The organism is Chryseobacterium sp. W4I1 (genome assembly GCF_030816115.1).
Taxonomy (GTDB): domain Bacteria; phylum Bacteroidota; class Bacteroidia; order Flavobacteriales; family Weeksellaceae; genus Chryseobacterium.
The window spans coordinates 1,610,443-1,625,148 of record NZ_JAUSXQ010000001.1 but is presented as its reverse complement, the minus strand read 5'-3'; the positions used below and the strand labels follow the sequence as shown (position 1 = coordinate 1,625,148).

9 protein-coding genes and 1 tRNA gene are annotated in these 14,706 nt (G+C 37.6%); 5 read left to right on the top strand and 5 right to left on the bottom strand.

Features of this window, described 5'->3' with window-relative positions:
* Positions 1–2: 2 nt before the first annotated feature.
* From QF044_RS07475 to QF044_RS07460, 4 genes are all read left to right on the top strand, one after another.
* On the top strand, positions 3–725 hold the full coding sequence (locus QF044_RS07475; RefSeq protein WP_307265599.1) for an ABC transporter ATP-binding protein: 723 nt from the start codon (positions 3–5) through the stop codon (positions 723–725).
* Positions 726–811: 86 nt separating this feature from the next.
* On the top strand, positions 812–3,223 hold the full coding sequence (locus QF044_RS07470; RefSeq protein WP_307265597.1) for an ABC transporter permease: 2,412 nt from the start codon (positions 812–814) through the stop codon (positions 3,221–3,223).
* 88 nt (positions 3,224–3,311) lie between these two features.
* Positions 3,312–5,723, top strand: coding sequence for an ABC transporter permease (locus tag QF044_RS07465; RefSeq protein ID WP_307265596.1), 2,412 nt, complete (start codon positions 3,312–3,314; stop codon positions 5,721–5,723).
* 103 nt (positions 5,724–5,826) lie between these two features.
* Positions 5,827–7,113, top strand: coding sequence for a TolC family protein (locus tag QF044_RS07460; protein ID WP_307265594.1), 1,287 nt, complete (start codon positions 5,827–5,829; stop codon positions 7,111–7,113).
* 133 nt (positions 7,114–7,246) lie between these two features.
* Here QF044_RS07460 and QF044_RS07455 read toward each other — a convergent pair.
* A tRNA-Ala gene (locus QF044_RS07455) sits at positions 7,247–7,320 on the bottom strand.
* A gap of 409 nt (positions 7,321–7,729) precedes the next feature.
* Here QF044_RS07455 and QF044_RS07450 point away from each other — a divergent pair.
* A complete protein-coding gene (locus QF044_RS07450; RefSeq protein ID WP_307265593.1) occupies positions 7,730–8,728 on the top strand; it encodes a hypothetical protein in 999 nt (332 codons plus the stop codon).
* Between the two features lie 117 nt (positions 8,729–8,845).
* Here QF044_RS07450 and QF044_RS07445 read toward each other — a convergent pair whose 3' ends face one another.
* The 4 genes from QF044_RS07445 to QF044_RS07430 form a co-directional block, all read right to left on the bottom strand.
* Complete coding sequence (locus QF044_RS07445) at positions 8,846–9,343, bottom strand: MarR family winged helix-turn-helix transcriptional regulator (protein WP_307265591.1); 498 nt, start codon at positions 9,341–9,343, stop codon at positions 8,846–8,848.
* Positions 9,340–9,837: a GNAT family N-acetyltransferase gene (locus QF044_RS07440; RefSeq protein ID WP_307265589.1), complete on the bottom strand. Its 498-nt coding sequence runs from the start codon at positions 9,835–9,837 to the stop codon at positions 9,340–9,342. Before QF044_RS07440 ends, QF044_RS07445 begins: the two co-directional genes overlap by 4 nt.
* 227 nt (positions 9,838–10,064) lie before the next feature.
* Complete coding sequence (locus QF044_RS07435; protein WP_307265587.1) at positions 10,065–11,480, bottom strand: TolC family protein; 1,416 nt, start codon at positions 11,478–11,480, stop codon at positions 10,065–10,067.
* Between the two features lie 78 nt (positions 11,481–11,558).
* Complete coding sequence (locus QF044_RS07430; protein ID WP_307265586.1) at positions 11,559–14,705, bottom strand: efflux RND transporter permease subunit; 3,147 nt, start codon at positions 14,703–14,705, stop codon at positions 11,559–11,561.
* Position 14,706 lies beyond the last annotated feature (1 nt).

The following is a 14,706-nucleotide window of genomic DNA, read 5'->3' as shown; positions in this document are numbered from 1 at the left end:
CAATGATCAATATTCAAAATCTTTCCAAAGTATATAAAACAGAAGATGTGCAAACCAATGCGCTGAACAATGTAAGCTTAAGCATCAAAGAAGGCGAATTTGTTGCCATAATGGGACCTTCAGGCTGCGGAAAATCTACTTTCCTTAATATTTTAGGATTGCTGGACAGTGCCTCTTCGGGTTCCTATCAGTTTGAAACTACAGAAACGATAGGCATTTCGGAAAAGAAAAAATCAGATATCCGAAAAAAGAATATCGGCTTTATTTTCCAGAATTTCAATCTGATCGATGAACTCACAGTTTATGAAAATATAGAACTTCCCTTAATTTACAATGGTATTTCTTCTTCTGAAAGAAAAAAACGGGTGGAAGAAATTATGGAGAAAATCAATATTGCCCACAGAGCAAAACATTATCCGCAACAACTTTCGGGCGGTCAGCAGCAAAGGGCCGCTGTTGCCAGAGCTTTGGTTACTAAACCAAAACTGATCCTTGCTGACGAACCTACAGGAAACCTGGACAGCTCGAATGGAAACGAAGTGATGAATCTTTTGGCAGAACTGCACAGAGAAGGATCTACCATCGCAATGGTAACACACTCTTCCTATGATGCCGGCTATGCCTCAAAAATTGTGAATATGAAAGACGGTGAGATCTTCTCGGAAGAGCATTCCTCTCAGAGGAAAGATGTTTTTGAGAAAGCAGATATCAAGAACTTCCAATAATTGTTAGATGACGGATGTCTGATACAGGATGCTAAATAAAAATTCCGGCATCCTGCATTCATCCACAAAAAGAAAAAAAATAAAATATGTTACACAACTGGCTGAAAATTGCCTTTATCAATTATAAGAAGAACTGGCTGTCCACCATTATCAATCTCTTTGGATTAATAATAGGACTAACAGGATTTATACTCATTCTGATGCATTGGAATGATGAAGAATCCTTTGAAAAATGGAATCCTAAGAAAGATCAGATCTATTTCTTTCAGACTTATTTAAAAAAAGATAATTCTTATGGATCTTCCACTTCCTATCCGCTGGCAGATAATGCAGCAAAACGTATCCCGGAAGTTCAGGATTATGTATTGATGACGAATACGGGATCTGCCTATAAAATGGCCACTAAAACCAACAATGCCTACATAGAAAACGGTGCGATGGTTACTGATAATTTTTTCAGTTTTTTTCCTTTCAAATTAGTTTCGGGAAGCTATAAAGATGCTTTAAAAAACAATAACAGTATTGCGATATCCTCTCAGGCAGCAATAAAATTATTTGGAAAAACAGATGTTACCGGCGAGACTTTAAAATTTGACAATAAAGATTTTGCAATAACGGCAGTTTATGAATTACCGAAAGGAAATACCCAGATAAAACCTGATTTTATAAGGAATATGACGGAACTTCTGCAAAACGATAAAAACAACTGGGGCAATTTCAATTATGCAGGATTCTTTATGCTTAAAAAAGATGCAGATCCCAGGGCTTTTGAGAAAAAATTCGTGGATATTCTCATGATGCGTGCCAAGAGAGATTCTAATTATGCAGGAATGACCCCTCAACAATTCTTCACTACTTATGGTCCGACATCGTCTTTATTAACGCCAATTGATAAGATGAAATTACACGCAAAAGCAACCTGGTTCGGAGGTACAGATTTCAAAACATTGATGATCTTATTTACATTATCTGTTTTACTGGTCGTTTTATCAGCCATTAATTTCATCAATTTAAAAACGGCGCAGGCATCCCAGAGAGCAAAAGAAATTGGGGTAAGAAAAGCAATTGGAAGTACCAAAACTCATCTGGTTTTACAGTTTCTGATGGAAGCTTTTATTCTTTGCTTTGCCTCTTATTTGTTATCATTGGCTTTAACAGAGCTTCTTTTGCCAAGTTTGAATAAGTTTTATGGGAAAGAGATGAAGATGGATGACTGGCATGTCTATTTTTATTCATTCACGATGGCGCTTGTAGTGACCTTAATTTCCGGATTGATTCCCGCTTTTTATCTATCTAATTTCAAAGCAATTGATACACTCAAAGGAAATTTTGCAAGAAGCAGACACGGGATTTGGCTCAGAAACGGGATTTTGACTTTACAATTGGTTATTTCTTCATTCTTTATTATTGGCGGACTGGTAGTGAATGCCCAGATAAAACATATGATGAACAAAGATCTGGGATTCAATGGAGCGCAGACGCTTGTGATCAGGTTTAATGAAAATACAGCCAAGCCTTGGCTAAAATATGAAAGGCTGAAAACAGAGCTCGCAAAAATTCCGGGTGTCACAGAAGTTTCTTTCGGAGAAACGTTCCCGGGAACTGATAACTATGATTATTCCAGTGTAGATTACATGGACCAAAGCAACATTGTTTTACAGGGAAGCATGGACTATAATTTTCTTCAGTTCAGCGAAATAAAGCTTGCCGCGGGCCGCGGGCTGGATCCTAAACTTTCTTCTGATACCATTAATAATACTTTGGTGAATGAAGCTTTTGTGAGAAAATTCGGCTGGACGAATGAGGAAGCGTTAAAAAAGGAGATCAAACCAAGATTTGATTTAAAGCCTTATCACATTATAGGTATTGTAAAAGATTTTAATATCAGAAACCTGAAAGATAAGGTGGAACCTGTTATATTTTTCCACTATAAAGAAACGGAATGGAAACGCTTTCGCCTGAATAATATTCAACTGAAAATAAAAGGTGATGATATCAGCGGAACCATAACAAAACTGAAGAGTTACTGGCAAAATACTGTAGAACAGGGTTATCCAGTCAATTATTATTTCATTAATAAAAAATTTGCAGAAACATTTGAAGTGTATGAGAAGCAACAGACCTTATTTACCATTTTGAATGCAATGGTTCTGATCGTAGCATTACTGGGATTATTTGCCTTATCCTCACTGATGATTGAACAAAAGCTTAAAGATGTTGCCATTAGAAAAACACTTGGAGCTTCAGACGGAGCTTTGATTGCCGGATTGACAAAACAATTCCTATGGATTACCTCTATTGCAGTTTTCATCAGTATGCCCATCAGCTATTACCTGATGAACGAATGGTTGAAGGATTTCGCTTACCGGATAGATATGCCTGTGCTGCCATTTGTTCTGAGTCTTTTACTGCTGCTTATACTGACGTTCTCTGTAGTGAGTATCAAAGCTTATCAGGCAACTAAAGTAAGTCTTATTCAATATCTAAAATATGAGTAATGAGTAGTTTTTCATTTGTGTGATTTAGTTTACAACAAAATTTCTACAATGCAGACTTATCCATATTAACAATCAAACAATAACCATTATGTTAAAAAACTGGCTTAGAATTGCCTTCATTAATTATAAAAAGAACTGGCTGTCCACCATCATTAATTTGTTTGGACTGACGGTAGGACTTACCGGATTTATGCTCATTCTCATGCACTGGAATGATGAAGAATCCTACGAAAAATGGAACCCGAAAAAGGACAATATCTATTATTTCCAAACGTATCACAAGAGAGAAAACTCGTATGGAAATAACATTTCAATTCCGATGGCAAAACGCGCGAAGGAAGTAATTCCCGGCGTTCAGGACTATGTTTTGTTCAATGGTTCCGGAATAGGGCTAAAGATGACCACGAAAAATAAAACGGTCTACCAAAAAGATGGAATGACATCTTCCGAACAGTTTTTCAATTTCTTTCCGTTCAAGCTCGTTTCTGGAAGCTATAAGAATGCTCTGAAAGGTGAAGGTGTCATTGCACTTTCCACTACTGCTGCCAAAAACCTTTTTGGCAAAACCAATGTTGCCGGAGAAAGTGTAAAATTTGACAAAAAAAATTATGTGGTGACTGCGGTGTATGAATTACCAAAAGAAAACAGTCAGATAAAGCCGGAATTCATCATTAATCCTGTGGAACAGATTAAAAGTGACGAAAATAACTGGGGGAATTTCAATTATGGCGGTCTTTTCATGCTTAAGAAAGGAACAGATCCTGCTGTTGTAGAGCAAAAATTCATAGATATCTATAAATACCGCGCCAGTCTGGATAAGGATTCGTCAGGAATGACCATCCAGCAATATCTTGATCTGTATGGTCCAACGAACAGTGTACTGACGCCTCTGGATGAAATAAAATTGTATGCAAAGGCATCCTGGTTCGGAAATCCTGATTTCAAAACACTAATTATCCTGTTTACGCTTTCGGTTTTAATTGTAGTGCTATCAGCTATTAACTTCATCAATTTAAAAACGGCGCAGGCTTCTCAACGGGCAAAAGAAATTGGAGTAAGGAAAGCCATTGGCAGTACAAAATCCAATCTTATTCTTCAGTTTTTACTGGAAACATTTATAATTTGTATGGCTTCCTATTTACTGTCGCTGGCTTTGACAGAGCTTCTTTTACCAAGTTTCAACAAGTTTTATGACAAAGAAATGAAGATGAACGACTGGCATATTTACTTCTACTCTTTTGTGATGGTCATGATCGTAACGTTAATTTCAGGATTGATTCCTGCCATGTACCTATCCAATTTCAAAGCCATAGAAACGCTGAAAGGAAATTTTGCCAGAAGCAGACACGGCGTATGGCTGAGAAACGGAATTCTGACCTTACAATTAGTCATTTCCTCATTCTTCATCATTGGCGGATTGATTGTGAATCAGCAGGTAAAACACATGATGGATAAAGATCTGGGCTACAGTGGAAAACAGATCATGATGATTAACTTCAATGAAAGTAATGATAAACCATGGCAGAAATATGAACGCCTTAAAACCGAAATGAGTAAAATAGAAGGCGTCGCCGATATTTCTTATGGAGAAGCAGTTCCCGGGAATGGCAGATCAAGCAGTTCCAATGTAGATTTCATGAACAAAAGTATCCAGGCACAACACGGATCTATGGATTATAATTACCTCAAATTCATCAATGTAAAATTGAAAACCGGACGCTGGCTGGATCCGAATCTTTCATCAGACACTATTAATAATATTATGGTCAACGAAGCTTTTGTAAGAAAATTCGGATGGAACGATAATGAAGCTTTGAAAAATGCAGTTCGTCCCGGATTTGATAACAAGAAATATAATATTGTAGGTATCGTGAAGGATTTCAATATCAGAAACCTGAAAACAGAAATAGAACCAATTGCGTTTTTCCATTACAGAGAAACGGAGTGGAAAAGATTCAATGTTTATAATATCCAGTTGAAAATAAAACCTGATGATATCGATGGAACTGTAAAAAGAATCAAAACGTACTGGCAAAGCAAAATAGAACAGGGCTACCCTTTCGATTATTATTTCCTTGATCAGAAATTTGCCAAGACCTTCGAAAAATATCAGAAGCAGCAGACTCTTTTCACTATTCTGAATGCTATGGTTTTAATGGTGGCTTTATTAGGATTATTTGCCTTGTCATCCCTAATGATCGAGCAGAAACTTAAAGATGTTGCCATCAGAAAAACACTTGGAGCATCCGATGGAGTTCTGATTGCCGGATTGACGAAACAATTCCTCTGGATTACTCTGGTTGCAGTTATTATCAGTATTCCAATCAGTTATTATCTGATGAACGAATGGCTAAAAGATTTTGCCTACAGGATTGAGATGCCGGTCTTACCATTCATCCTGAGTCTTGTGATTTTACTTCTGCTGACTTTTGCAGTGGTGAGTATCAAAGCCTATAAAGCAACCAAAGTGGATCTTGTAAAATATCTGAAATACGAGTAGTACACTATTTTTCTACTTCGGCTGGTCAATTCTGTTCATGTTGATTTACTATTGAATTTATTGGAATAAAAATCAAATTGATCGGCCGATAAAAATTTTAACAATGAAAAAACTCTTCTTTATATTGATGATCAACCTTTTTCCGGCTCAGCAGAGCTGGACTCTGGATCAGTGCCTGGATTATGCATCTGCCAATCATCCGCTGATAAAGCAATCTATCGTTACTATTCAAAAAAATGACCGTCAGATCTCTGCTGCAAAAGGAATGCTGCTTCCATCGGTTAATGCGGGCATAAGTCATAATTATGGTTTTGGATTGGGAATCAACACGCAGAACAATCAGCGGGAAGCTCTCAATACGCAAAACGACAATGTATTTGCGGAAGCCAATTGGGAGCTGATGAACTGGCGGAATTATCTCAATATTTCTCTTTCAAAAATCAATAAGGAAAGCTCTACATTCAGAATGAAGCAGGCTCAGAATGAAGTGAAGATGAATGTCATCAAAATGTTTTTCAGCTATCAGAACAACAAAAGCTGGCTTGATGTTTTGGAAACCCAGATTTCAGGAATTGAAGATCAGATTAAACGTACTGAAAAGGAAGTAGAAATCGGAAACCGCCCAAAAAGTGACATCTATGACATCAAAGCGAATTTAGGTACTTTACAGGAGCAATGGGTATCCGCAAAGAATTCCCGGGATCTTTCCAAAATAAATTTGTTGAATGCACTTGCTATTACCAATGATTCTTTGGATTTTAAAATGAATGAAGAGGAACTTGCAGGCTCAGACTTTGATAATCCTGATTTTATAAAAACCCTGATCGAGAAAAATCCAGCCTATAAAAGCATTGCCACAGAAATAAAAGCCGCTGAAAAAAATATCAGCATTGCAAAATCAGCTTACCTGCCTGTCCTCAACAGTTCTTATAACTGGTCAAGTTTTTACAGCAAAACACTGGGCGAATCTGCAGACAGTTTTTCAGATCAGTTTAAAAGAAATAAAAACCAGCAGGTTACCTTCGGGCTCTCTATTCCGGTATTTAATAAGCTGCAGGTTAAAAACAATGTAGAAATTGCAAAGCTCAATGTAATCAATTACAGTTATGAGAAAGAAATCGTGGTCAATAATCTTACGCAGAGCATTAATTCCATCAAAGCGCAATTCCTGAATTCAGAAGAAAAATACACTCTACTGCAAGCAAATTTTGACAATCAAAAGTTATCATTTCAAAAATCCGAGGAAAAATATAAAGAAGGATTAATGGATGCATACACCTTTTTTGTTGTCCGAAATAACTGGCTCCAGGCCAATTATAACCTGATTAACAGTAAGAATGAAGTGATGCAGCAGACCGAATTATTAAAAGTTTTAAAATCTGATTTTTAGTGCTTTAAAAGATTGATGAGCAACCCAATAACAGTATGCTCCGTTTCAAAATATTAAACAAAAAATAACCCCCTGTAATCATTATAATTACAAGGGGTTAATATTTTAACCAGACTTTTTCTCATCTGATTTGTGGAGAATATGGGGATCGAACCCACCACCTTTAGACTGCCAGTCTAACGCTCTAGCCAGATGAGCTAATTCCCCATTATTAAAGCCTCTTGAATAAAAATTACTCTTTTTAAAAAAGACTTCGGCAAAGATAGAAAATATCCTCATACCTGAAAATATTATTTAAGGAAAATTGATGTTTTTTTGAGTTATTTCTTCTTTTCTTGCTCCTACAGCTTTCTATCCAGCACTTCCGGCATTTTTTTGCTCCATCTTGGTCACGGCGATCCCCATATTCTTCACAAAGGAAGGCTTGCTTAATTTAAAAACGTTTGGAAATGTTTGACCGGTATCACTAAGTGAAAATACGGAACAAGTAAAATGGTCGTTTCTACTCTTTTGTCAATTTATCATAGTCCGTTACTTTGGTGTATTAATAAACAAAATATTACTAATGGCGGAATCCGAAAAGCCTCAAGAGTAGGAAAATTATAAATTCAACACCATGTTTACAAAAACCGAATTACTCAATCTGAAAAAATCTTTCAGTACAGCGTTCCCTGATTATTATAATCAATTAGAAGCCTGTAAAACTGAACAACAGTTAAAAGAAACTTATGAAAAAATCAGAGCTGATGCTTTTGAGAAAGCCCGACCTTATTTAGCGGAAGGGGATGATCCTACAGGTTTTCCTGCCATGGCACTTACTCCGCAACAGTATACCAATCTGATAACAGCATCCGGATCAAACATCAAAGTGTACGTTACATCGATGTTAAATCAGGCTCAGGTAATTCAGCCCGATTTTAGTGTTGGCCAAACCGTCGCCACCCTGATAGGAGGAGGAATGACTGCCATCGGTACAGTGGCTGGTGCAGCATTTGGTGCAGGCGTATTAGCCGGGGCAGTAGAAGCAATTGCCGTTGCAGCAGGTGTAGCAGCAGTTACTGTTGCAGGTCTTGTCACCCTGATAGCGGTGGCTATCGTGGCCATTATTATTCCGATCATTTATTTTATGCTTAAGCCTGCCTGCTGTTTTGCCCTTGTGCTTAATGAAACCAGTAATGACCTAAAATGGAAAGATGATTATAATGTTCATGGCAAACCGATAGGCTACACGCCTACCATAAGCGCAGCAATCAATATTCCCGAGCCTATTCCCGGAGCCGGACTGTATGTATATGCAGGTATTGTTCAGACAGATAAGAGGGATAATGCTTTAGTAGGAACCCAGTATGGATTCACCTACTCAAACGCTTTAAACAAATATGATGTGAATTTTGGTGTTGAGTGTCCTCTAACCAGCCTTTATGTAGATAACAATTGCTTCTGTGAAATTAATTCTACATCAGAAAATGCGGCAGATCAAACCGATTCAAAAAATGTATTAAGCTATTCAGCATCCAGTGAAAATCCAAAACTTAATGTCAGCATCAACTGTAATTCCGGTTCAGGATATGTTGCATATTACGTTGCAAGAGTTCAGGATGGATCATTAAATTAAATAATGATTAAATTAACTCACTTTATTAAAGTATTTTTTTTAAAAGAAATCGTATAAAGGGAATCTATAAATCTATTATTAAAGATCTGCAGTACTTATTATGGGTACTGCTTTTCTTTACAGGATTATAGCATCATCTTTTGAATTTTTCAGTTGAAGTGCCCGTTGATAAAAAGACTGTTCTTCAATTTTCTGCTCCGCTTCATTGATAGCAGCCAGAAGGTGATTTTTATTGTCAGCGATATCACCCAATACTTTTGATACCAGTTCCCAAACCGGTTTCATTTTCTCAATCAGTTCAATACCCTTTGGTGATAATACGATCAGCCTTTTACGTTCATCCTGTTTATCTTTTTTGGATTGAATAAGCTTTTGTTTTTCCAGTTCTTTAAGCAAACTTATGGTGGAGGGATGAGTATACCCTATTTCATTGGCGATCTCTACAACGCTCAGGATTTTTTTATGGTGAAGCGTAAAAATTACAGGAAACCATTTCGGTTCAAAATCAATATCAAAAGATTTATAGATCAGGGCACCATCTTTTCTCAGCTGTTCGCTCAGACGCTGAAGTCTTGTTGATATGGCCAAAATGCCGGATTCATCTATTATATTCATACTGTTTGATTTACATTTAAATGATAAAAAACATTATCGGCACTCATCAGCGGAAAAAGGGTCGGAAGGTTCTCTTTTTCAACCTGTACAAAATGATTCCTTTCATAAAAGCGCATTGCAGCTTTCAATATATTAACGGTTCCAAGATATATTGAGTCTATTCCATTTTGGCGACAGAAAGAAATCAGAACTTCCAAAAGTTCCTGTGCAATATTCAGTTCTTTTCCTCTGAATTCTTTTTTTACGAACATTTTCCGGACTGCGGCAGCTTTTTCGTGAAATTTAACCAAAGCTATGGAACCTACCAATTCTCCATCCATAAAAGCTCCCCAGAAATTTCCACCAGGTTTCATATAAAATTCTTCGATCTGCTTAAGATCCGGCTGGTCTTCTATCGTAATCGGAACATTAAATTCCTTTTGCTGGATAGTCAGGATCAGATCAATCAGCTGATCAGAATAGCTATTGTCCAGTTGCTGGATTTGTATTTTCATAATATGTATAATTTATACAACAAAACTACGTAGTTTGCTACATATATACAAGCAAAATTTTTATTTATATTAATTTTAACGAAATAAAACGGTTGGAAAATTCAAAGAAACAACGATTTCAAAAAAAATGGAATCACAGATTTTCAGCAAGGAATAACTTAAAAGAAAATCATAAAAAAACGTATGCCATTACTGACATACGTTAATATTATTTGTGAACTGAAATACTATTTCCAGCCACCGCCAAGAGCTTGGTAGAGCTCTACAGCAGCTTTCATTTTACTGTATTCCGCATTGGAAATATTAAGTTCAGCATTTAATGAATTTACACTTGCATTCAATACTTCAAGGTAGTTTGCCATACCGTAGTTGACAAGTTCCTGAGAATATTCAACAGAGTTTTTGTAAGCATTAAGCTCTTTCTGCTTTAATTCAATAAAAGAATCCTGTACTGAAAACACACGGATTGCGTCTGAAACTTCTTTTCCTGCCGTAAGGACTGTTTTTCTAAAATTCAGATAAGCAGTTTCCTGATTGGCCAAACTTACTTCATAATTGGTTTTGATCGTTCTTCTGTTTAAGATCGGCTGAGCCAAACCACCAACTACACTTGCAAACAATGAATTTACACTGAATAAGTGGTCGATATCAAGTGACTGGATTCCTCCGCTTCCTGTAATCTTTAAAGTCGGATAAAACTGAGCTTTTGCAGCATTAGTAAGTTCAAAAGTATTCATCAGGTTATACTCTGCTCTCATTACATCAGGGCGGTTGGCCAATAACTGAGCAGGATATCCTAATTTCAAATCGATGGGAACATTTTGGCTTTCCAGCGTTGATCTTTCAATAGTCCCAGAAGGCTCCCCCATCAGCAGACTCATCGTGTTTTCCAACAGCTGAATCTGAGTATCCATATCGATCAGTAAAGATTTTGCATTGAAAACCAGTGCCTCACTTTGCTGAACGGCAACTTCCGTTACTGTTCCCGCAGTTTTTAAAGCTTTTGTAGTCTCTAAATTTTTCTCACGAACCGCAATGGTTTCTGTAATGATTCTTTTTTGATCGTCAAAAGTCAGCAATTGGTAGTAAGCGGAAGCGATGGAAGCAACCAAGTCACTTTTAACTGCTTTGTGAGCTGCAATTGTCCCTAGATAAGTAGCTAACTGAGCTTTTTGCTGAGATTTCAGTTTGCCCCAGATATCAGCTTCCCAACCTATACTTGCTGTAATATCAAGCTGGTTGATATAACGTCTTTCACCGAACAACTGCCCGGTTTGCGTATTTAAAGACTGAGTCTGAAAAGAATAACCCGGGCCAACCGTTAAAGTCGGTTCATAAGCTGCTTTACTCTGCTTTAAATAAGCTTCTGCAGAGTTGATGCTCTGCAACGCAATTCTTATATCTAAATTATTATCTAAAGCCTTAGAAATATGCTTCTGAAGTATAGGATCGGTAAATATTTCTTTCCAGGAAACATTGGCAACCGTTGTACTGTCAGAAGGAAGCATATCTGTACGGAAAAGCTTTTCGTCTACAACATTTTTCGGTCTTTCATATTCTTTTCTCGCCATACAAGAGGTAACGGCGCCAAGGATTGCGACTGAAAAAGTTATTCCTTTTATGATGTTTAATAAACTCTTCATTTTTGTTAATTAGAAGTTAGAGTTTAGAAATTAGAAGTTAGTTTTTAATTCTAACTTCTAAGATCCTAAACTTTAATTTTACTCAGCTAAATTGATTTCTTCTTTTTTAATTGGCTTCACTTTTTCCTGTAAAGTTTGGAAAATCACGTACAAAACAGGAATTACAAAAAGTCCTAAAATGGTACCTATCAATAATCCAATCGCAGCACCTGTTGCAATAGATCTGTTACCTACCGCACCAATTCCACTCGCTAAAACCAATGGTAATAAACCGAAGATGAAAGCAAATGATGTCATCAGAATAGGTCTTAACCTTGCTTTTGCCGCATTAATGGCAGACATCACAATGGTTTCACCGTGGTGTCTTCTCTGAACCGCAAATTCGATGATCAAAATGGCATTTTTTGCGAGCAATCCAACAAGCATGATCAAGGCGATCTGGAAATAAATATTGTTTTCCAAGCCCATAATTTTTTGTCCGAAATAAGCTCCCATTACCCCAAGAGGAAGAGAAATTACCACCACCAAAGGAAGGATATAACTTTCATACTGGGCAGAAAGAATGAAGTAAACGAAAATTAAACTTAGTCCAAAGATCAGAAGGGTCTGGGATCCTGAATTCAATTCTTCTCTTGTTAATCCCGTAAACTCTACATCGTAATTCTGATTTAAAGTTTCCTTCGCCACATCCTGTACTGCTGTAATTGCATCTCCGGAACTGAACCCTGCAGAGTTGGCTCCGGTAATCTTCACGGAAGTAAAGAGGTTATATCGGCTTACTGATTGAGGACCGTATGCTTTTTTCAGCGTTACAAACTGAGAAATGGGTGACATTACTCCGGAAGCCGTTCTTACATACAATTCATTTAAATTATTGATATTCTGTCTGTTTTCAGGAAGTGCCTGAACCATTACTCTGAACTGTTTTCCGTATTTGGTAAAGTCAGCGGTGTAAACGCCTCCAATATATCCCTGCATGGTACTTAAAATAGTACTTACAGAAACGCCCATCTGCTTAGCCAAAGGAACATTGATGTCCATTTGGTACTGAGGATATTTTGTATTAAATGAAGACTGGGCAAATTCAATTTCAGGTCTCTGCATCAGCTTTCCGATAAACTCGTTTGTTTTATCATCAAGATCTGCATAATCTCCACCTGATTTATCCAGCAATACCATTTCAAAACCGGCACTGTTACCAAAACCTGGTACACTCGGCGGCTGGAAGAATACAACTTTCGCATCGGGAACTTTCCCTGAGATCCCAAACAGTTTCTTGGTAATATCTTCAGAAGTCTGGCCATCTTTCTTCCTTTCGTCAAATGGTTTAAGTTTGATAAAAGCAAGACCGTTATTACTTCCATTTCCGGATAGGAAACCTCTACCTGTAGAAATCGTTACATTTTGTACCCCAGGAACTTTCATTGCATTGGCCTGAAGTGTTTTCAAAACATTGTAGGTTCTCTCCATGGATGCTCCAGGAGGCAGCTGAACGTCTGTAAAGATAATTCCCCTGTCTTCTGTAGGTACAAAACCTTTTTTCATCGTGCTGCTTGCCCAGAATAGAATCCCTCCGGTAACAGCAAAAATAATTAAGGTTACCCATTTATGTCTCAACAGGAATACAAATCCTCTTCCGTAACGCTCGGTAGTTGTTTTGAATGCAATATTAAATTTATAGAAAAACTTCTGTAAAAAGTTTAAGTTTTTATATTCTGCATGATGGGCATCGTGAGGTTTTAAAAATAATGAACATAAAACCGGACTCAACGTTAAGGCATTAATTGCTGAAATAATAATTGCAATAATCAAGGTAATACCAAACTGCTGATAGAAAACTCCCGTTGGACCCGTAATAAACGTCACCGGAACGAATACCGCTGCCATTACCAATGTAATGGAGATAATAGCTCCTGTGATTTCATCCATTGCCTCTACAGTTGCTTTTTTGGCATCGGCAATACCATGTTCCATCTTGGCGTGAACAGCCTCGACGACGACAATCGCATCATCCACCACAATACCAATCGCAAGAACCAATGCAAATAAGGTTAAAAGGTTTAAGGAATATCCGAAGAGGTTGAGGAAGAAAAAGGCACCCACAATAGATACCGGAACCGCAATCGCCGGGATTAATGTAGATCTGAAATCCTGCAGGAAGATATACACGACAATAAATACCAGAATGAATGCTTCAATCAAGGTATGAACAACCTTATCGATGGATGCCTCAAGGAATTCATTGGTATCAAAGTTAAATGTATATTTTACCCCTTCAGGAAAGCTTCCTTCTGCTGATTTCAGGTAAGATTTAATATTTTTAATGATGTCCTGAGCATTAGAACCGGGAGTCTGGAAGATCCCCATGCTGATAGATGGGTTGTTTCCGTTTTCCCCGACTCCTGTATAAGACTGTCCTGCCAGTTCAACTTTAGCAACATCTTTCAGCATTAAATTCTGTCCGTCCGGAAGTGCTTTAATGATAATATTATCATACTGATCTTTTTCATTAAATTTTCCGACATATTTAATGATATATTCAAATGAGCTACCACTGTTTTGTCCGATAGAACCGGCGGCGGCTTCTCTACTTTGCTCATTAATTGCACCCGTCACATCATCCGGTGTTAATCCGTAAGCTGCCATTTTTGCAGGGTCTAACCAAACTCTCATGGAGTAATTTTTACCTCCGAAAACGTTGGCATCACCTACCCCATTAATTCTTTTTAAGTTTGGAATAACGTTGATATTCAGGAAGTTCTGAAGATACACATCATCCAGGTCCTTATTTTCAGAATAAAAAGACATATACATCAGGGCACTGGTCTGCTGCTTCTGTGTAACGACTCCGGAACGGGTTACTTCACTTGGAAGTAACGGTGTAGCTCTGGTAACACGGTTCTGCACGTTTACCGCAGCAATATCAGGATCAATTCCCTGCTTAAAAAACACCTGAATCTGGGCAGAACCATCATTTCCTGCGCTGGAAGTAATGTAGTCCATTCCTTCCACCCCATTGATCTGCTCCTCCAAAGGTACGACCACACTTTTCATTACAGTTTCCGCATTGGCTCCGGTGTAGTTTGCTGAAACGCTTACTGTGGGAGGTGCAATATCGGGATACTGTGTGACTGGCAGGGAAATTAATCCCAAAACACCGAGAATCACAATCAGGATTGAGATTACGGTGGATAAAACCGGTCGGTTTATAAAATTTTTAATCATT